We start from the raw sequence: 19,361 nt of genomic DNA on the forward strand, positions 1-19,361 counted from the left end.
GCAAGAATTTTGCTTGACGTTAACAGGCGACGCCGTACACCAAATTTTACGATTCAGATTTCTGTGAAGTGTGTCACCTGATGCGCGGCGGCTTGAGTGCTAAATACTTTGCTAAGTCTGCATAACTATGACAAGTTCGTGACCGACCGAGTGCGCTTGAAATCAGCTAAGGCGCTATACAGACCACGTTTCTGCAGTTGAAAGCAATGGCCGACCGTTTGTGTCGAACTTGGAAAAGAAGTCGTCAAACCGTTAGCTGACGCGTGTAAATCTTTGCCTGGACGTCTGACGCGTCCGATGCTAGCGTTCCACTCGGACGTCTCCTGATCCGATTGATCGCAGCGCAGCGAACGCACATTTGTTTGCGCTGATCGCAAGTTATTCATGCCGTGGGCGACTGAGAAGGAACCACGGGGAGCGTCGCCAACGTCGTACAGAACGGTCGAACAGAACGGGAGTCAGGGTGACTGAAGTGGTAGCCCAGAACGGACACGACGCGACTGCGCCGCGCACGGCCAGCCTGCGGGGTGCCAACCACAGCACCGGCCTGAGCGCCGGAGCTGGCATGGGCCGGCGGGCCGTGAGCCGACCGACGATGACGGTCAGCCTCGTCATCCCTGTCCGGAACGAAGCGCGCAACGTCGCGTGGGTGCTCGAGCAGATCACCGACGACGTGGACGAGATCGTGCTGGTGGACGGCAACTCGACCGATGCCACCGTGATCACCGCGCAGAGCTGCCGGCCGGACATTCGCGTGGTCACCCAGGAGGGTTCCGGCAAGGGCGACGCTCTGCGGACCGGTTTCCGCGCAGCCACCGGCGACGTGATCGTGATGATCGACGCGGACGGCAGCATGGCGCCGCAGGAGATCAAGCACTTCCTCCACTTCCTGTCCAGCGGCTATGACTTCGTCAAGGGCTCGCGCTTCATCGCGGGCGGCGGCTCCTCCGACATCACCCCGCTTCGCCGGCTGGGCAACAAGTTCCTGCTGCGGGTGTTCAATTCGGCCTTCAAAGCCGAGCTGACCGATCTCTGCTACGGCTACTGCGCCTTCCATCGGCGCTACCTCGACGTGATGTCCCTGCAGGCAACAGGTTTCGAGATCGAGGCGGAGATGACCGTGCGTGCCATGCAGGCTGGGCTGCGCGTCACCGAGGTCCCGAGCATGGAGATGCCGCGCCGCCACGGTGCGTCGAACCTGCGGGCCTTCCGAGACGGAATACGGGTGCTGCGCACCGTCTTACGCGATCACGACCGTGGCGTCTCGGGCCGGGTGGTACAGGCCCTGGCAGCCGAGAAGTAGAAGTCGACCGGGGGGAAGACGACATGACCGGGATCATCTCAACGAGTGCGCCTACGTCGCTGCCGGCGCCCACGCGCCAGAAGCAGAGTCGCACTCCGCGTCCGCGGGTGTCGATCTGCATCCCCGCCTACCAGGCCGGCCGGCATCTGACGGCCACGCTCGAGAGCGCGTTGGGCCAGGACTACGAGGACTTCGAGATCGTGGTCATCGACAACAACAGCACGGACGACACCGCGGAGATCCTCGACGGGATCGCCGATCCGCGAGTTCGCGTGCTGCGCAACGACGCCACCGTCTCGATGATGGACAACTTCAACATCGCGGTGCGGGAAAGCCGAGGGAGTTACGTGAAGGTGGTGTGTGCCGACGACATCGTCGCGCCGGACTGCCTGCGCCTGCAGGCTGAGGTCCTCGACGCGATGCCGGCGGTCGCGCTGGTGTCGGCGCGCACGGACTTCGTCGACGACTTCGGCGACATGATGCGCCCCGCCCGCGGACTCCCGGGGATCGTGGGTCATCAGCCGGCCGGCCGCGTGGTGCGGCGGATCGTGCGCAGCGGCACCAACCCCATCGGGCCACCCGTGGCGGCGATGTTCCGGCGCGAGGAGTTCGACCGCTGCGGCGGCTTCCGGCACGTCACGTCGTTCCTGAGCGAGCTGGACCTCTGGGTCCGGCTACTCGACCGCGGTGACTTCTTCGGCATTCCCAAGACGCTGGCGGCGTTCCGGATCGCCAGCGGCTCCACCACGGCGATGACCTCGGCACGTTCGCAGCTGCGACAGCAGCTGGGTTTCAGTGATGGCCTGGCCGCCGACACGCGCTGGCCTGTCACCACCGGTGACGTGCTGTACGGCCGGATGCGGTCCTACGACATGCAGCTGCGGCGCACCGGCTTGTACGCACTGAGCAACCTGCGCAACCGGCGCCAGGACGTGGCCGCCAGACGAACCAGACGACGTGGAAAGGGCCCCTACGGCAATGCTGTTGCAGAACATCGATGAGCTGCAGGCGCGCCGTCCGACCCTGAGTCTGTCGGTCGTCGTCTGCGCATACACCCCGGCGCGCTGGGACGATCTGCGCCGCGCCGTGGATTCCGTTCTGTCTGAATGGGATACGGTCACCGAGCTCGTGGTCGTCATCGACCACAACGAGGAACTCCTCGAGCGCGCGGCCGACCTCTTCGGCGCAGATCCGCGCATCGTGCTGTGCCGTAACACCGGACAGCGTGGACTGTCCGATGCACGCAACACCGGGGTGGCGGCCAGCCGAGGTGAGATCATCGCGTTCCTCGACGATGACGCGGCGGCCCAGCCGGGGTGGAGCGCCGCACTGCTCGCCCATTACGACGACCCCGGCGTGGCAGGTGTCGGCGGCCACGCCGCGCCCGTGTGGCCGTCCGGCAGGCCGCGATGGATGCCGGCGGAGTTCGACTGGGTGGTGGGCTGCAGCTACGTCGGACAACCCCAGCACGTGACCACAGTGCGAAACCCTCTGGGCTGCAACATGAGTCTGCGTCGATCCGTTTTCGCCGACATCGGGGGCTTCCGCTCCGAGGTGGGCCGGGTGGGATCGGTGCCGGTCGGCGGTGAGGAGACCGAACTGTTCCTGAGGTTGCGCGCGCAGCGCCCCGAGCAGCGGGTGCTGCTCGATCCGTCCGCAGCGGTGTCGCACCACGTCAGTGCCGATCGCGCCACGCCTCGGTATTTCCTGCGCCGCTGCTATCACGAGGGGCTGTCCAAGGCTGTGGTGACTCGACTGGCCGCTGCGCCGAAATCGCTGGACAGCGAACAGAGCTACGCCACCCGCGTGCTGCCGCGCGCGGTGGTCCGTGAGGTGGCGTCGCGGCAGCCCGGCGGTCGGGCGCGTGCGGCCATGATCGTCGCCGGTCTCGCCGTCACCACCGCGGGTTACCTGCGGGGCACCCTGGCTCGTCGGGGCGGTGCATCCGCATGAATGATCTGACCCTGCCCGAGGCGACCATCGCCCCGGTGTTCCCGGCCGCGGAACGTCCCACCTGGGACGGCGCGACCTGGATCGGCGAAGTGTGGACCGACACGCTCGATCTCGACACCGCCGCACCGCGGTACCGACTGCGGGACGCCGACGGGTTCGGCCAGGCGCGTCTACTGGTGCGCGCCGACGGCGGTCCGCTGGGGTTCGTCACGCTCGACGTCACCGACGGAACCGTCGACGCCGATCGACTGCGCGCGGCGGCGGCCGCTCTGCCGCAACCGGCGCCGCCCCCGGCTCTGCCGAGCCCGGCCCCGGCCATCACCGTCGTGATCTGCACCCGCGACCGGGTGTCGATGCTGCAGGCCGCGCTCGACTCGGTCCGCGCGGTGGATTACCCCGACGTCGAGATCATCGTGGTGGACAACGCCGCAGCAACCGACGCCACCCACCGCTACGTCGCCGCCCTCGGCGATCCGCGCGTGCGGGTGATCGACGAGCCGCGCCCCGGCCTGTCGCGGGCCCGCAACACCGGCCTGCTGGCAGCGGCGGGGGATGTGGTGGCGTTCACCGACGACGACGTGGTCGTCGACCGGCACTGGCTCACCGCCGTCGCGCGCGGGTTCACCCGCGGTGACAACGTGTCCTGTGTCTCCGGTCTGGTGCCCGCCGCGGAACTGCGGACCCCGGCCCAGGCCTACTTCGACGCCCGGGTCGGGTGGTCGGCGTGCCTGTATACGCGTGTGTTCGACTGGGCGGCACCGCCGCTCGACATCCCGCTGTTCCCGTTCGCGGTCGGCCACTACGGCACCGGTGCGAACTTCGCCGTCGATCGCGCCGCTGTGGTGCGGGTCGGCGGGTTCGACGAGGCGCTGGGCGCCGGTTCCCCCACCGGCGGCGGTGAAGACCTCGACATGTTCTTCCGACTGCTGCGCGCCGGCGGCACACTGGTGTACGACCCGGCGTCGATCGTGTGGCACCGACACCGCGCCAGCAGCGAGGGACTGGCGGCGCAGAGCCGGACCTACGGAATCGGTCTCGGCGCCTGGATCGCCAAGATCGCGCTGGATCCCGCGATCGCCCCACGGGCCTTCGCCACCGCCGCGCTCAAGGCGCCCCAGTTCGCGACCTACCTCGCGGATTCGGCAGCCACCTCGAAGCCGTCCGACGAACTCGTCGCTCTGCTCCCCGAGGGGCTCACCACACCGGCGTGGCGATCAGTGGTGGCAGGCTTCCGCGCCTACCGGGCCGCGCGCCGGGAAGGGCGGTCGGTGGCCCCATTGGCGGTGCCCCGATGAGTCCCGCACACTCGGTGCTCCGACGCGACGACGCCGGTGCCGACCCCACCGCCGCGCAGAACCTGCGGCTCAACACGGTCGCGCTGATATTGTCGACAGCGTCGACAGGCGTTCTCGGCCTTGCCTTCTGGGCGGTGGCCGCCCGTCTGTTCCCGCCCGACCAGGTCGGTGTGGCGTCGGCGCTGATCACGTCCGCGGTGTTGCTGTCGACGATGTCCACGCTGGGTATCGACGTTCTCTACGAGCGGTTCCTGCCCGTGGCCGGGTGGCGCGCACCGCGACTGCTGCGGCGCGGCTTCGTCCTCGTCGCCGCGATGGGCGTGCTGACCGGCGCCGCGCTGGTGGCGTTCGGCCCACGCGACCCCCTCTTCCAGACTCCGTCGGCGATGGTCGGTTTCCCGCTGATGGTGCTCGTGCTCGCGATGTTCGCCTTGCTCGACAAGGCGTCGGCCGGCCTCGGTGTGGCCCGCTGGGCCGCGGTGAAGAACCTCGTCCACGCGATCGCGAAGCTGGCCGCGGTGGCTGCGCTGGCGATCTGGGACCACGCCGCGACCATCGTGCTGAGCTGGACCCTGACCGCAGGTGTGGCGGCGCTGTGCACGTACGTCGTGCTGGATCGGCGCAGCCGCACCCAGCCGCGGTGGCATCGGGAACCGGATCTGCCGCCGCGCCGGCAGATGTGGTCGTACTTCGGATCGTCCTTCGGCATCGCGTCGCTGTGGTCGATCGGCCCGCTGGTGGTTCCGCTGATCGTCGTGACCCAGGTCGGAGAGGCCGCCAACGCGTACTTCGCCGTTGCGTGGGCGATGATCAGCGCGCTGTACCTGATGCTGCACCTGGTCGTCAGCCCGTACGTCGCCGAGGTGGCGGCACACCCCGAGCAGATCGCCGCGCTGTCCTGGCGGATGGTGCGCACGCTGGCGGCCGTCGCGATCGCCGCATCGGCAGGCCTGGTGCTGGTCGGCCCGCTGATGTTGAGCATCGCCGGACCGGAGTACCGCGCCGAGGCGCACGGTCTGCTGTGGCTGGCTGCAGCGTTCCTGCCGCTGTCCGGGGTCGCCGCCGTCTACGAGGGCTTCTCCCGCGTACGCCGCAAGCTCGGGCTGTATCTGAGTGTGCAGGCGTTGATGACCGTGGTGATCATCGCCGGCTCGTGGTTCGCCACCCGGTCGATGGGCATCGTCGGTGTCGGGTGGGCGTACCTCGCCGCCGAGACCCTTGCCGCGGTGATCCTGATCGGACCGTGCATCACATGGCTGCGCCGCGCCGGCTCCGACGACGGCCATGACGGGGACGACCGGCCCGGCGGTCGCAACGGGCGGGCCTGGCTGCGGGCCGGCACGCTGCTCGTGGTCACCATCGTGCCGATCACGCTGCTGGGCACGATCGACCGACCCACCGCGTCGGCGGCCGTGGTGATGTTCGACGACTTCAACGGCCCGGCGGGTAGCCGGCCCGATCCGGCGCGCTGGGGCTACGACCTGGGCGGCGGCGGCTGGGGCAACGGCGAAGCACAGACCTACACCGACTCACCGGAGAACGCGGCCCTGGACGGGGACGGCCACCTGGTGATCACCGCCCGCCGCGACGGAGACGGGTTCACCTCCGCCAGGTTGACCACCCAGGGCAAGCTGTCGTTCGTGCACGGGCGCGCCGAAGCGCGGCTGCGTCTACCCCGAGGCGCGGGCCTGCACCCGGCGTTCTGGCTGCTCGGCGACGACGTCGACCACGTCGGCTGGCCCCGCAGCGGCGAACTCGACGTCGTCGAGACCATCTCCGGTGCTGAGTTCATCCACAACGGGGCGATCGGCCCCGACTCCGACGGCAAGGAGTACAAGCTCGCGAGCACCGATCCGATCCAGCCGTCCTTCGTCGACGACTTCCACACCTACTGGGTGCAGCGGGATCCCGGCGTGATCACGATGGGTGTCGACGACCGCACCACCGCGGTGTTCCGCGAGGCGGATCTGCCCCCCGACGAGAAGTGGGTCTTCGACAGGCCGTTCTACCTCTTGCTGAATGTCGCCGTGGGCGGGTCCTGGCCCGGACCTGCCGACGCCTCCACACCGTCTCCGGCTGCGATGACGGTCGACTGGGTGCGGGTGACCAGTGACTGACCTCCTCGAACGTCCCACTCCGTCGCGCCCACAGGCGCGTGGCCGGCATCGCGCCGTGCCGCCGCCGCGGCGCCGCATCGGCGTGTTGCGGCCAGAGTGGCTGACGTTGCTCTCCGCCGCGGCAGGTCTGCTCGCGCTGGCGCCCATCGGTGCCCCGGTGCGGGCGGTCCTGCTGACCGTCTTCGTGCTCACCGGTCCGGGCATGGCGGCAGTGCTGTGGCTGCGAGTGCCCGTCGCGGCGGCCGCAGCGATCGTCCCGACGACCGGTATGGCCGCGGCCGCCGCCGCCACCGTGGCGGTGACGTGGCTGCGGGGGTGGCAACCGGTTCCCGTGCTCCTCGCGCTGGTCGCCGTCGTGGCCGCCTCCGCCCTCGTGTGCGCGCTGCGCCGTCCACACCCGCCGCTGCGCGTGCCCGCCGTGCTGCACCCGCAGAACTGGCAGGTGCGCGCGCCGTACCTCGTCATCGTCGCTGTGCTGTCCGTGTGGGCGGCAGTGCTGCCTGGCATGGCCGACGCCGAACCGTCCCCCTTCGGCCTGCTGGCCACCGGCACCGGACCGGTACTGGTGGTGCTGGCCGCCGTGCTCGTCGCGGCGTTCGTCGTGGCGCTGCGCAGAGACGCGCTGCTCACCGCGGCCGCCGCGATCGCCGCCACCATCATGGTGCTGCGGCTGACCGCCACGCTGGTCACGGACTTGCCGATGTACGCGTGGACGTACAAGCACCTCGGCATCGTCGACTTCCTCCTGACCCATCGGGTGCTGCCGCCCACGGGCGTCGACGTCTACCGCGAGTGGCCGGCCTTCTTCACCACGTTCGCCTGGTTCAGCGAGGTCACCACGCTGAACCCGACATCGGTCGCGCACTGGTTCGCGCCGGCCATCCACGTCGTGTTGGCCGTGGTGGTCGGCTCGCTGGCTGCCACTCTGGGCCTGGACCGACGTGCGGTGCTCGTCGCGGTGATGATCGCCGAGATGGCCAACTGGGTGGCCCAGGACTACTTCGCCCCCCAGGCGTACGGCTTCGTGCTCGGCCTGGGCATCGTCGTCGCGCTGCTGGCATCGCGTGTCGACCGGCGCGTGGGATGGCTGGCGTTCGCGCTGTTCGTGGCCCTGGTGCCGACCCACCAGCTGACGCCGTACTGGATCTTCGGGGTGCTGGTGGCGTTCGCCGTCACCGGCCACCTGCGCCCCCGGTGGTCCCTGATCGGTTACGCGGCAGTGCTTTTCGGCTACCTGTATCCGCGGCGCTACATCGTCTTCGAACACGGCGGGCTGTCGAGCCTGAACCCGCTGGCCAACGGTTCGGGCAACGCGGAGTACGCCGGCTCGGCGGCCAAGGTGGCCACGTCGCTGGTGTGCCGGGGTCTGTCGGCGACCATCATGCTGCTGGCCGTGGTGGCCGCGGTGGTGTGGTGGCGGCGCAAGCGTCCGGTCGCGGTGCCCGTGATCCTGGCGTTCAGCCCGTTCGTGCTGCTGATGTTCAGCAGCTACGGCGGTGAGGCGATCTTCCGGGTGTACCTCTATGCGGTGCCGGGCGCGGCCGTGCTGATCGCACCGCTCGCGGTGGCGGCCGTCGCCCGACCCGTCACGCACTACCTCGCGACCGTGGCGCTCGCGCTGATCGCCGCCGCGGGTTTGCAGGGCTACTACGGCAACTGGTACCTGAACATGGCCCGGCCGTCCGAGTTGGCCCTGCTCGACAGCCTCGTCGACGGCGCCCATGCGCCGGCAACCCTGTGGAGCCTGCATTCGGCGGGGATGCCCACCCGTGCGACGGCCCGCTGGGTCGACTTCGCCGCGCGCAACGATTCATTCGACACCCCGATCGTCGAGAAGTGGCCCGGATTCCTGGACGGTTTCCCGGACGGCCGGCAGTTCGACGACGTGACGGCGCAGGCCGCTGCGGGCCCGGGGGAGACGTACTTCATCTTCACCGACGACGCCAAGGCGGCCTTCGAGTACTTCGGCTACGCCACGGCTGACGCCGTCGGCCGGTTCGAAGCGATGTTCGCCGGCAGTCCGCAGTGGTGCGTGCGCCTGCAGGACGAGACCACCACCGTGTACCGCTACCAGGCGAAGGGATGTTCGCAATGATGTGCCGACTGTGCGGCTCGGCCAGGATGCACAGCGTGCTGGACCTCGGCGCCACCCCGCCGTGCGAGAAATTCCTCACCGCAGACGAATTGGATGCACCGGAGGCGACGTTCCCGCTGCATCTGCGGCTGTGTCAGGACTGCCTGCTGCTGCAGATCCCAGCGCTGATCACGCCGGAGGACACCTTCACCGAGTACGCCTATTTCTCGTCGTATTCCGACAGCTGGGTGGACCACGCCCGCCGATTCGTCGGCGATGCGGCGAAAAAGGTCGGTCTGCAGTCTGATTCGTTCGTCGTCGAGGTGGCCAGCAACGACGGGTATCTGCTCAGCCACGTCGTCGACGCCGGCATCCGCTGCCTGGGCATCGAACCGTCGATCAACGTGGGCGACGCCGCGCGGCAGCGTGGTGTGCCCACGGTCTCGGCGTTCCTCGACGAGCAGACGGCGGCTGACACCCGTGCTGAGCACGGTCCGGCCGATCTCGTCGTCGCCAACAACGTCTACGCCCACATCCCCGACCTGAACGGATTCACGCGCTCGCTGCGGACCCTGGTCGCCGACGACGGCTGGTGCAGCATCGAGGTGCATCATGCGCTGAACCTCGTGGCGCTCGGCCAGTTCGACACGATCTACCACGAGCACTTCCAGTACTACACCGTGCTGTCGGCGATGCGGGCGCTGGCCGCCGGCGGTCTGTCGGTCGTCGATGTCGAGATGCTGCCGACCCACGGCGGATCCATCCGGCTGTGGGCCCGCCCCACCGAACTCGGCGCGGCGCCGACGGCCCGGGTGGCCGACGCGCTGGCCGAAGAAGAGCGCGCCGGCCTGCACGACGTCGGCGGCTATCTCACGCTGCGACCGCGCACCGAAACCATCCGGCACGAACTGCTCCGGTACCTGCTGGACTGCCGGGCCCGCGGCGAACGCGTCGTGGGTTACGGCGCGCCCGGCAAGGGCAACACCTTGCTCAACTACTGCGGCATCCGGCCCGACCTGCTCGAGTACACCGTCGACCGGAACCCGTACAAGCACGGGCGATTCACCCCGGGAACGCGTATCCCGATCCACGACCCGGCACAGCTGGCCAAGGACCAGCCCGACGTGATCGTCGTGCTGCCGTGGAACCTCGAGCGCGAGATCACCGAACAGCTGCGCTACGCCGGGGCGTGGGGTGCCCGTCTGGTGTACCCGCTACCCACTTTGCACGTCGTCGAACTGACGGAAGGAAAACAACTATGAAGGTCGTCCTGTTCTGCGGCGGTTACGGCATGCGGATGCGCAACGGTAGCGACGACGAGATCCCCAAGCCGATGCAGATGATCGGCCCGCGACCGTTGATCTGGCATGTGATGCGGTACTACGCCCACTTCGGCCACACCGAGTTCGTGCTGTGCCTGGGCTACGGCGCCGAGCACATCAAGAACTACTTCCTGTCCTACCGGGAGTCGGTGTCCAACGACTTCGTCATCCGCGGCGGCAAGGTGGAGCTGCTGCAGACCGACATCAGCGACTGGACCATCACGTTTGTCGACACCGGCGCGGAATCGCCCATCGGGGAACGACTTCGGCGGGTCCGCCCCCACCTGGAGGGCGAGGAGTACTTCCTGGCCAACTACGCCGACGTGCTCACCGATGCGCCGATGAACGACATCATCGGCGAGGTCAAGGAGTCCGGCGCCACCGCATCCATGCTGATCGTCCCCCCGCAGTCCTCGTTCCACTGCGTCGACGTCGTCGAATCCGGTCCCCACGCCGGCGCCGTCACGGGCATCACCCCGGTGTCGCGACTGCCCATCTGGGAGAACGGCGGCTACTTCGTACTCTCCGGTGACGTGCTCGAGATGCTCACCGAGAACTGCGATCTGGTCGAGGACGTGTGCGGGCGGCTCGCCACCCGCGGAAAGCTGTACGGCTACAAGCACCTCGGCTTCTGGAAGCCGGCCGACACGTTCAAGGAACGCGCCGAGCTCGATGCTGCCTACCGCAGCGGGGAACGGCCGTGGGCGCTGTGGGAGCACGAGAAGGCGGCATCGTGATCGGGCTGCAGACCGGTGCGCTGCGTGAGATCGCGGTACTCGGTGCGCACTGTGACGACATCGCGATCGGCATGGGCGCAACGCTTCTGACGCTGAGCCGCGACAATCCTGGTCTCCGGGTGCACGCGCTGGTGCTGTGCGGCGCCGGCACGGAGCGGGAGGCCGAGGAGCGGGGTGCGCTGGCAGCGTTCTGCCCGGATGCCGAGGTGACAGTGACCCTGCTCGGAATCCCGGACGGCGCCACCCCCGCCCACTGGAACGATGTCAAGGACGGGTTGCGCACCTTCCGCAGAAGCTGTGAACCCGACGTCGTGTTCAGCACCCAGCGTGCCGACGCCCACCAGGATCATCGTCTGCTCGCTGAATTGACCCCGACCGAGTTCCGGGACCACCTGATCCTGGGATACGAGATCCTCAAGTGGGAGTCGGACACGCCCTCGCCCAGTGTGTTCCATCCGATCGCGACTGAGATCGCGCTCGAGAAGGCGCGCCTGCTGCACAAGCACTACCCGTCGCAGACCGATCGCGACTGGTTCGACGAGGACGCGTTCCTCGGCCTGTCCCGCCTGCGCGGGATCCAATGCCGCAGTACGCACGCCGAGGCGTTTCTGATGGAGAAGACGATCGTGAGATTCGGGGAGACAGCATGAAGGTGTTGGTGACGGGGCATCAGGGTTACCTGGGCACGGTGATGGTGCCGGTGCTGCAGGCGGCCGGCCACGACGTCGTCGGGCTCGACACCGGATACTTCGCCGACTGCGTGCTGGGCCCGCAGCCGGTGGACCCACCGGCGCGCGGCGGCGACCTGCGCGATGTCAGCGTCGAGCAGTTGCGTGGCATCGACGCCGTGGTGCACCTGGCCGCGCTGTCGAACGATCCGCTCGGGGCGCTCAACCCCGACATCACCCACGACATCAACCATCACGCCTCGGTGCGACTGGCGCGGCTGGCGAAAGAGGCCGGGGTGCAGCGCTTCTGCTACGCCTCGACGTGTTCGGTGTACGGCGCCGCGGGTGACGGTCTGGTCGCCGAAGGTGCGCCGCTGCGTCCGCTGACCCCATACGCGGTGAGCAAGGTCCGTGTCGAAGACGATCTGACCGCACTGGCCGACTCGGATTTCACCCCCGTCTTCCTGCGCAACGCGACTGCCTTCGGATTCTCCCCGCGCCTGCGCGCCGACATCGTGCTCAACAACCTGGTCGGCTCCGCGGTGCTGACCGGGGTGGTGCGCGTGCTGTCCGACGGGACGCCGTGGCGTCCGCTCGTGCATGCCCGCGACATTGCGGAGGCGTTCGCGCTCTGCCTGACCGCGCCGGCCGGCGTGGTGTCGTGCCGGGCCTACAACATCGGCAGTGAGGCCAACAACGTCACCGTTGAGGAGATCGCCCGCCGCGTCGCCGAATCCGTTCCCGGCTCGCGCGTCGACATCACCGGAGAAACCGGTGCCGACCCGCGCTCCTACCGTGTCGACTTCGCCCGGGCGCGTACCGAACTCGGCTTCGAGGCGGCCGTGTCCGTCGCCGACGGCGCGGTGGAACTGGCCGACGCGTACACGCGGCACGGCCTGACCGCGGCCGACTTCGAGCACACCTTCACCCGGCTGGCCCGGCTCGCTCACCTGCAGGGTGCCGGGAAGCTCGACGAGACGATGCGTCGTGTCAGCGAATTCGTGTGAGCAATTCCGCCCAGCTGCCCGCCGACGCGTCCCGTGCGGACACGGTGGGCGGGTGCAGCGGCCACTCGATCGCCAACGCCGGGTCCTGCCACGACACGGCCAGGTCGTCGGCCGGATCGTGGGCACGGTCGATGCGGTAACACACGTCCGCCCAGTCGGTGAGCGCCTGGAACCCGTGCAGCATCCCCGGCGGCACGTACAGGTGCCGGAACGTGCTGTCGTCGAGCAGGAACGCCTCGTGCTGCCCGAACGTCGGCGACTCCGGCCGGGCGTCGACGAGCACATCGTGTACCGCGCCGCGGGCGCACCGCACCAACTTGGCCTCCCCGGGCGCGCGGCGTCCGTGCATACCGCGCAGGACACCTCGGGCCGAGCGGGACTGGGAGTCCTGGATGAAACCGGCCGCTGCTCCCGCGACACCGCGCCACTGATCGAAGATCTCGGCGTCGAACGTGCGGGTGAACCACCCGCGCTCGTCGGGGTGCGGCTGCGGGACGAAGGTGACGACGCCGTCGAGACGGCTCGGTTCTATTCGCACGAGGACATCGTGACATGAGCAGGGACATGACCAGGGCCCACATCGACGGCACGTGCCGGAGCTGTCGGCACCCCCGACTGCATCGGGTGCTCGACCTCGGGGCGGTGCCCGCGGCCGATCACTTCCCGCCCGCAGACGCGCCGCCGGCCGCCGACGAGGCGGTGCATCCGCTCGCCATGGTCGTCTGCGATGCCTGCGGCCTGGCGCAACTCGCCGACGACGACACCGAGACCGCCGAACCGCGCGGCGTGGAACCACAGGCACTGAAAGATCAAGCAGCCGATGCCATCTCCCGGGTCTCAGCGGCCGGTTGGCTGCCGGGCGGCACAGTCCGCGAGTTCGGTAGCCCGCACGGCGGCAGCTGGCTGCCGCTGCTGACCGAGCGCGGCTACCAGGGCTCGGAAGGTCCCGCCGACGTGGTACTCGACTGCTTCGGGATCATGCACGACCCCGACCAGGAGGCGGCGTTCGCTCGCCGCGCCGCCACCACCGCGCCCGGCGGGGTACTGCTCCTGCAGTTCCACACACTGGCCGCCATCGTCCGCGGGGGTCAGTGGAATGCGCTGCGCCACGGCCATTTCGCGTACTACTCGACACCGGCTGTCGTCGCGCAACTCGCCCGCGTCGGCATGCGGGCCGTCGACGCGTGGACGTTCGAGCTGTACGGCGGCACGGTCTTGGTGGCCGCCGTCCACGGCAGCGGCGAGCCCGGTCCCGCGGTCGCCGAGCTGCTGCGCGCCGAGGCCGAGATGTCCGATCCCGCGACGGTCGCGGCCCTGCAAGATGCCGCCGACACACAGACCGTGGCGTTGCGGTCCTGGCTGGAAACCGAACGCCGGGCCGGCCGGCGGGTGTACGCCTACGGTGCCGCGTCGCGGGCAGTCGCGTTGTTCTGCCGGGCCGGTGTCGACGCCTCGCTGGTCGCGGCGGTCGCCGACGCGTCGACCGCCAAGCAGGGTCGCCGCATGCCCGGCACCGACATCCCGATCGTCTCCCCGGAGGATCTCGTCGCAGCCGGGCCCGACACGGTGCTGCTCACCCTCCCCGACCTGCTGGACGAGGTGTCGCAGCGGTGGCCCGAACTGCAGGGCCGCTGGGTCGTCGACGACTTCGCCGGTGAGACAAAGACCTTCGCGCGATCGCGGCTGCTGCAGGACAGACTGCACGACCTGATCCCCGGTGGGGCCCACACCTATGCGCGTGGCGCCGACCAATACCCGGAGACGATGCCGCCAGTGCTGACGCACGGCGCGGGGTGTCGCGTATGGGACGTCGACGGCAACGACTACGTCGAATACGGCATGGGTCTGCGGTCGGTGACACTCGGGCACGGGTACCCGCCCGTCGTCGACGCCGTCACCCGCGCGATCGCCGGCGGAGTCAACTTCAGCAGGCCCACCGCCGCCGAAGTCGTTGCCGCAGAGCAGTTCCTGGCCCTGGTGCCCGGAGCCGACATGGTCAAGTTCGCCAAGAACGGTTCCGATGCGACGACCGCCGCGGTCCGGCTGGCGCGCGCGGTCACCGGTCGCATCGCGGTCGCGATCTGCGAGCAACCGTTCTTCTCCACCGACGACTGGTTCATCGGCACCACCCCGATGGCCGGTGGCATCCCCGCCGACCACGCCGCCGCCACGAAGCGTTTCCCCTACAACGATCTCGACGCGCTGACCGCGCTGCTCTCAGGTGACGACATCGCCTGCGTGGTGATGGAAGCCGCGACCGCCACCGCAGAACCCGCACCCGGCTACCTGCAGGCCGTGCGTGAGCTCTGCGACCGGCACGGGACACTGCTGGTGTTCGACGAGATGATCACCGGCTTCCGCTGGGCCGCCGGTGGCGCGCAGTCGATCTACGGGGTGACGCCCGACCTGTCCTGCTGGGGCAAGGCGATGGCCAACGGTTTTCCGCTGTCGGCGCTGGCCGGCCGCCGTGAGTTCATGGAACGCGCGGGACTGCGCACCGACAGCGAGCGGGTGTTCCTGCTCTCGACCACCCACGGCCCCGAAACGGCGTCGCTGGCGGCGTTCGGTGCCGTCGTCGCGGCCTACCGCACCGAGGATCCGGTGGCGCGCATGGAACGGGCCGGCAGGCGCCTGGCCGAGGGAGCGAATGCAGCGATCGCCGAGGCGGGGCTGTCCGACCACCTCACGGTGACCGGCCGACCGTCGTGTCTGGTGTTCGTCACCCGAGATGCCCAGGGTGCGCCCTCGCAGGCATATCGCACGCTGTTCATGCAGGAACTGCTGCGCCGCGGGGTACTCGGACAATCATTCGTCACGTCGGCCGCACACGACGACGAGGCCATCGACCACACCATCGCGGCCGTCAGGGACGCGCTGCCGGTCTACCGCTTCGCGATCGAGGCGGGCACCGTGGCGGGCCTGCTGCAGGGCCGGCCGGTGGCGCCGGCGCTGCGGAGCACCGCCGCGCCGCGTCGGCTCACCACCCCGTCCGGCTCACTCGGCGGCCCGCGTGGCGGGGTGCACGGCGATCAGCCCTAAAGCGCTGCGCCGCTGGCATATTGCCGCCAACTCGGCGTAGGCCTTCTCGCCGAGCAGCTCGGTCAGCTCGGGGGCGTAGGACTGCCACACCGGCTTCTCCCCGACGTGGGCGTTGGGGTCGCCGGTGCAGTACCACGTCAGATCGAGTCCGCCCTCGCCCCACCCGCGCCGGTCGTACTCGGTGATCGTCGACTTCAGGATCTCCGAGCCGTCGGGTCGCGTGACCCATTCCTGGGTGCGCCGGATCGGGAGCTGCCAACACACCTCCGGTTTGAGGGTCAGCGGCTCGACGCCCAGCTGCAACGCCTTGGTGTGCAGCGAGCATCCGATACCGCCCGGCCACCCGGGACGATTCAGAAAGATGCACGCGCCTTTGTACTTTCGCGTCCGCCAGGTGGGCTCGTCGTCGTATTCGTCGAGCTCCAGATAGCCCTTCTTGCCGAGGCCCTTGTCGCGGAACTGCCAGTCCTCGTCGGTGAGCAGTTTCACCGCATCGTCGAGCTTGGCGCGGTCGTCGTCGTCGGAGAGAAACGCGCCATGGGAACAACATCCGTCGTCGGGGCGATCCGCGACGGTGCCCTTGCAGGCCGGTGTGCCGAAGACGCACGTCCAGCGTGACAGCAGCCAGGTCATGTCCGCGGCGATCAGATGTTTGGGGTTTTCGGGGTCGTAGAACTCCACCCACTCACGGGCGAAATCGAGTTCCACCTCACCCGGATACGGACCAGTCACGGTTTTCCACGGTAGACCCATTAGGTTGGACGGGTGCGATTAGGCGTGCTCGATGTGGGCAGCAATACCGTCCACCTGTTGGTGGTGGATGCGCGCCGCGGTGGGCACCCCACGCCGATGAGTTCGACGAAGGCCTCACTGCGGCTCGCCGAGGCCATCGACACCTCCGGCAAGCTGACGCGCCGCGGTGCCGACAGACTGATCGGCACGATCGACGAGTTCGCGAAGATCGCCACCAGTTCGGGATGTTCGGAGCTGATGGCGTTCGCGACGTCGGCGGTGCGCGATGCGAAGAACTCCGAAGACGTGCTGTCGCGGGTGAAATCCGACACCGGCGTGGATCTGCGCGTGCTCAGCGGGGTCGACGAGTCGCGGCTGACATTCCTGGCGGTGCGGCGCTGGTACGGCTGGAGTGCCGGACGCATCATCAACATCGACATCGGCGGCGGCTCGCTCGAGCTGTCCAGCGGGGTCGACGAGGAACCAGATGTGGCGATGTCGCTGCCGTTGGGCGCGGGCCGGCTGACCCGCGAATGGCTGCCCGACGATCCGCCCGGCCGCCGGCGCGTTGCGATGCTGCGGGATTGGCTGGCCAACGAACTCTCCGAAGCCGGCACCGCCATCGCTGAGGCCGGCAGCCCCGATCTGGCGGTGGCCACCTCCAAGACGTTCCGTTCTCTGGCCCGGCTCACCGGTGCCGCGCCTTCCGGTGCGGGTCCACGGGTCAAGCGCACGCTGACTGCCACGGGTCTTCGTCAGCTCATATCTTTCATCTCTAGGATGACCGCGTCCGACCGTGCCGAGCTGGAAGGAGTGAGCGCCGACCGTGCCCCGCAGATCGTGGCGGGCGCCCTGGTGGCCGAGGCGAGCATGAAAGCGCTAGGTATCGAAAGCGTAGACATTTGCCCGTGGGCGTTGCGGGAGGGCTTGATCCTGCGGAAACTCGACAGCGAAGCCGACGGTACGGCGCTCGTGGGCGGGCATTCGCCCTCCGGGCGGGTGTCGGTGCGCAATGCTGGACGGTAAGCAGGCAACCGCGAGGGCGAGCAGGCGATGACTGGACCAGACGACTACACCAACACCCGGCCGATCTCGGTCGCCGAGCTGCTGGCCAAGAACGGCACGATCGGCGCACCCCCGGTCGGTGGCCGCCGTCGCCGTCGCCGCGGTAACGCCGACGCCGTCACCGTCGCCGAGCTCACCGGCGAGATCCCGATCGTCCGCCCCGACGAACCCGCGACTTCCGAACCCGAGCCGGAACCGGTGTCCGAGCCGGAGCAGTCCGCCGCCCCCGAGACCGAGGTCGCTGACGAGCTCGAGGTCGATGACGAGGTCGATGACGAGGTCGATGACGTCGATGAGGCAGACGACGTGGCCGATGCGGCCGAGGTGACCGAAGGCGACGACGAACTCGTCGAGGTCGACGAGACAGCCCTCGAGACGGACGAGACGGACGAGACGAACGAGACCGACCTGGCCGCCGAACCCGAGACCGGGGCGGGGGACGACGTCGACGAGACGCCCGCCGACGATGTCGTCGAGGAGCCCGAGCCCGAGCCCGAGCCAGAAGCCGCCGCGCCGCGGCGGTCGCCGTTCGGCCGGTTCGGCCGCAAGAGCGCCCCGGCCGTCGACGCGGAGCTGATGAGCCCCGATCCGGTCGACGCCGACGTCCCCGCCGACCTCCAGGACGCGCAGACCGAGGAGAGCGAAGACCGGGACGCACCGAGCGACACCGAGGTCGTCGAGGCCGATGAGCTCGTCGAGGACGACGAGACCAACCCGGTCGCCGACACCGAAGATGCCGACACCGGCGAGGACTCCGCGGACGAGGACGAACTGCCGTCGTATCTGCGCTCCACGCAGGACCCGCTGTTCGGCGGGGAGACCGTCGCCGACGATGTGGCCCGCCGCGGTGCTCGGCTGCCGTCCGAGGACGTGGTGGAGGACGGGGACCTCGACGAGGACCAGGACGAGGACGAGCCGCGGCCGATGTCACCTGTGGTGCACGGACTGTGGGTGGTGGGGCAGAGCGTCGTCGCGGTCGTGTTCGGCGCGGGCCTGTTCGTCGCGTTCGACCAATTGTGGAAGTGGAACAACATCGTCGCGTTGGTGCTGTCGGTGTTGGTGATCCTGGGCCTGGTCGTCGGCGTCCGGGTGGTGCGCAAGACCGAGGACATCGGCAGCACGCTGATCGCGGTGGCGGTCGGCGCGTTGGTCACCCTCGGGCCGCTGGCGTTGCTGCAATCGGGCTGACCGGGGTGCGCCCTGCCATCAAGGTCGGCCTGTCGACGGCCTCTGTCTATCCGCTCAAGACCGAGGCCGCCTTCGAGATGGCCGCCACACTCGGCTACGACGGCGTCGAGCTGATGGTGTGGGCGGAATCGGTCAGCCAGGACATCGATGCCGTCGAGGAGCTGTCGAGGCGCTACGACGTCCCGGTGCTCTCGGTGCATGCGCCCTGCCTCCTGATCTCGCAGCGGGTCTGGGGCGCGAACCCGATCGCGAAGCTGGACCGCAGCGTGCGTGCCGCCGAGCAGCTCGGCGCTCAGACCGTCGTGGTCCATCCGCCGTTCCGCTGGCAGCGCCGCTATGCCGAGGGGTTCGCCGACCAGGTGGCCGAGCTCGAGGCCCGCAGCGACGTCATGGTCGCGGTGGAGAACATGTTCCCGTTCCGTGCCGACAGGTTCTTCGGCGCGGGGCAGACGTCGATCGAACGGATGCGCAAGCGCGGCGGCGCTCCGGGCCCGGGCATCTCGGCGTTCGCGCCGTCCTACGACCCGCTCGATGGCGGTCACGCGCACTACACACTCGACCTCTCGCACACTGCGACGGCCGGCTCCGACGCCGTCGACATGGCCCGGCGCATGGGGGATGGGTTGGTGCACCTGCATCTGTGCGACGGCAGCGGCGCGTCCACCGACGAGCACCTGGTGCCCGGCCGCGGCACACAACCGACCGTCGAGATCTGCGAGACGTTGGCCGCCAGTGACTTCGCAGGCCATGTCATCCTCGAGGTGACCACCTCGGCCGCACGGTCGGTCGCCGAGCGCGAAGAGTTGCTGACCGAGTCGCTGCAGTTCGCCCGCACCCACCTGTTGCGCTGATCGAGCAAGG

General features: G+C 69.1%; 16 protein-coding genes and 1 pseudogene. 15 read left to right on the forward strand and 2 right to left on the reverse strand.

Annotated elements, in window-relative coordinates:
- Window positions 1–463 precede the first annotated feature (463 nt).
- The 10 genes from DMB80_RS11870 to DMB80_RS11915 are packed head-to-tail and all read left to right on the forward strand — an operon-like array spanning window position 464 to window position 12,476.
- Window positions 464–1,303: a glycosyltransferase family 2 protein gene (locus tag DMB80_RS11870; protein WP_420812175.1), complete on the forward strand. Its 840-nt coding sequence runs from the start codon at window positions 464–466 to the stop codon at window positions 1,301–1,303.
- Between the two features lie 23 nt (window positions 1,304–1,326).
- Entirely contained in the window at window positions 1,327–2,304 is a 978-nt protein-coding gene (locus DMB80_RS11875; RefSeq protein ID WP_111510024.1) for a glycosyltransferase family 2 protein, read from the forward strand.
- Window positions 2,261–3,256: a glycosyltransferase gene (locus DMB80_RS11880; protein ID WP_240431137.1), complete on the forward strand. Its 996-nt coding sequence runs from the start codon at window positions 2,261–2,263 to the stop codon at window positions 3,254–3,256. The genes DMB80_RS11875 and DMB80_RS11880 overlap by 44 nt, the downstream gene beginning before the upstream one ends.
- The gene (locus DMB80_RS11885) at window positions 3,253–4,551 is read left to right on the forward strand and encodes a glycosyltransferase family 2 protein (protein WP_111510026.1); all 1,299 of its coding nucleotides are present in this window, start codon (window positions 3,253–3,255) and stop codon (window positions 4,549–4,551) included. The genes DMB80_RS11880 and DMB80_RS11885 overlap by 4 nt, the downstream gene beginning before the upstream one ends.
- Window positions 4,548–6,668, forward strand: coding sequence for a family 16 glycosylhydrolase (locus tag DMB80_RS28560; protein WP_240431138.1), 2,121 nt, complete (start codon window positions 4,548–4,550; stop codon window positions 6,666–6,668). The genes DMB80_RS11885 and DMB80_RS28560 overlap by 4 nt, the downstream gene beginning before the upstream one ends.
- Window positions 6,661–8,763, forward strand: coding sequence for a hypothetical protein (locus DMB80_RS11895; RefSeq protein ID WP_162938503.1), 2,103 nt, complete (start codon window positions 6,661–6,663; stop codon window positions 8,761–8,763). The genes DMB80_RS28560 and DMB80_RS11895 overlap by 8 nt, the downstream gene beginning before the upstream one ends.
- Window positions 8,760–10,004: a class I SAM-dependent methyltransferase gene (locus DMB80_RS11900; RefSeq protein ID WP_111510028.1), complete on the forward strand. Its 1,245-nt coding sequence runs from the start codon at window positions 8,760–8,762 to the stop codon at window positions 10,002–10,004. Before DMB80_RS11895 ends, DMB80_RS11900 begins: the two co-directional genes overlap by 4 nt.
- Window positions 10,001–10,801, forward strand: a complete 801-nt coding sequence (locus DMB80_RS11905) for a glycosyltransferase family protein (RefSeq protein WP_111510029.1) — start codon at window positions 10,001–10,003, stop codon at window positions 10,799–10,801. The genes DMB80_RS11900 and DMB80_RS11905 overlap by 4 nt, the downstream gene beginning before the upstream one ends.
- Window positions 10,798–11,451 (forward strand): PIG-L deacetylase family protein, encoded by a 654-nt coding sequence (locus tag DMB80_RS11910; RefSeq protein ID WP_073685044.1) that lies wholly within the window; start codon window positions 10,798–10,800, stop codon window positions 11,449–11,451. Before DMB80_RS11905 ends, DMB80_RS11910 begins: the two co-directional genes overlap by 4 nt.
- Window positions 11,448–12,476 (forward strand): NAD-dependent epimerase/dehydratase family protein, encoded by a 1,029-nt coding sequence (locus DMB80_RS11915; protein ID WP_111510030.1) that lies wholly within the window; start codon window positions 11,448–11,450, stop codon window positions 12,474–12,476. The genes DMB80_RS11910 and DMB80_RS11915 overlap by 4 nt, the downstream gene beginning before the upstream one ends.
- Here DMB80_RS11915 and DMB80_RS11920 read toward each other — a convergent pair.
- Complete coding sequence (locus DMB80_RS11920; RefSeq protein WP_111510031.1) at window positions 12,460–13,014, reverse strand: dTDP-4-dehydrorhamnose 3,5-epimerase family protein; 555 nt, start codon at window positions 13,012–13,014, stop codon at window positions 12,460–12,462. The two genes, DMB80_RS11915 and DMB80_RS11920, sit on opposite strands and share 17 nt — an antisense overlap.
- 26 nt (window positions 13,015–13,040) lie before the next feature.
- On the opposite strand from DMB80_RS11920, the pseudogene DMB80_RS28565 reads away from it, so the two are divergent.
- Window positions 13,041–14,087 (forward strand): annotated as a pseudogene (locus DMB80_RS28565) (class I SAM-dependent methyltransferase); the annotation flags it as partial.
- Window positions 14,088–14,096: 9 nt separating this feature from the next.
- Window positions 14,097–15,515, forward strand: a complete 1,419-nt coding sequence (locus DMB80_RS28570) for a glutamate-1-semialdehyde 2,1-aminomutase (protein WP_240431143.1) — start codon at window positions 14,097–14,099, stop codon at window positions 15,513–15,515.
- Here the strand turns inward: DMB80_RS28570 and DMB80_RS11930 are convergent.
- On the reverse strand, window positions 15,471–16,268 hold the full coding sequence (locus DMB80_RS11930) for a DUF3109 family protein (protein ID WP_111510033.1): 798 nt from the start codon (window positions 16,266–16,268) through the stop codon (window positions 15,471–15,473). The genes DMB80_RS28570 and DMB80_RS11930 overlap by 45 nt on opposite strands.
- Window positions 16,269–16,280: 12 nt before the next feature.
- Between DMB80_RS11930 and DMB80_RS11935 the strand changes: the two genes are divergently transcribed.
- Genes DMB80_RS11935 through DMB80_RS11945 form a run of 3 tightly spaced genes read left to right on the forward strand, consistent with a single transcriptional unit; the run spans window position 16,281 to window position 19,351 of the window.
- The gene (locus DMB80_RS11935; RefSeq protein WP_046363138.1) at window positions 16,281–17,273 is read left to right on the forward strand and encodes a Ppx/GppA family phosphatase; all 993 of its coding nucleotides are present in this window, start codon (window positions 16,281–16,283) and stop codon (window positions 17,271–17,273) included.
- A 27-nt stretch (window positions 17,274–17,300) separates the two neighbouring features.
- Window positions 17,301–18,500 (forward strand): hypothetical protein, encoded by a 1,200-nt coding sequence (locus DMB80_RS11940; RefSeq protein WP_111510034.1) that lies wholly within the window; start codon window positions 17,301–17,303, stop codon window positions 18,498–18,500.
- Window positions 18,501–18,505: 5 nt separating this feature from the next.
- The gene (locus tag DMB80_RS11945; RefSeq protein WP_111510035.1) at window positions 18,506–19,351 is read left to right on the forward strand and encodes a sugar phosphate isomerase/epimerase family protein; all 846 of its coding nucleotides are present in this window, start codon (window positions 18,506–18,508) and stop codon (window positions 19,349–19,351) included.
- The last annotated feature ends 10 nt before the right edge of the window (window positions 19,352–19,361 follow it).

Origin of the sequence: Mycobacterium kyogaense (genome assembly GCF_003254575.1) — a bacterium.
In the GTDB taxonomy this organism is placed as follows: Bacteria; Actinomycetota; Actinomycetes; order Mycobacteriales; family Mycobacteriaceae; genus Mycobacterium; species Mycobacterium kyogaense.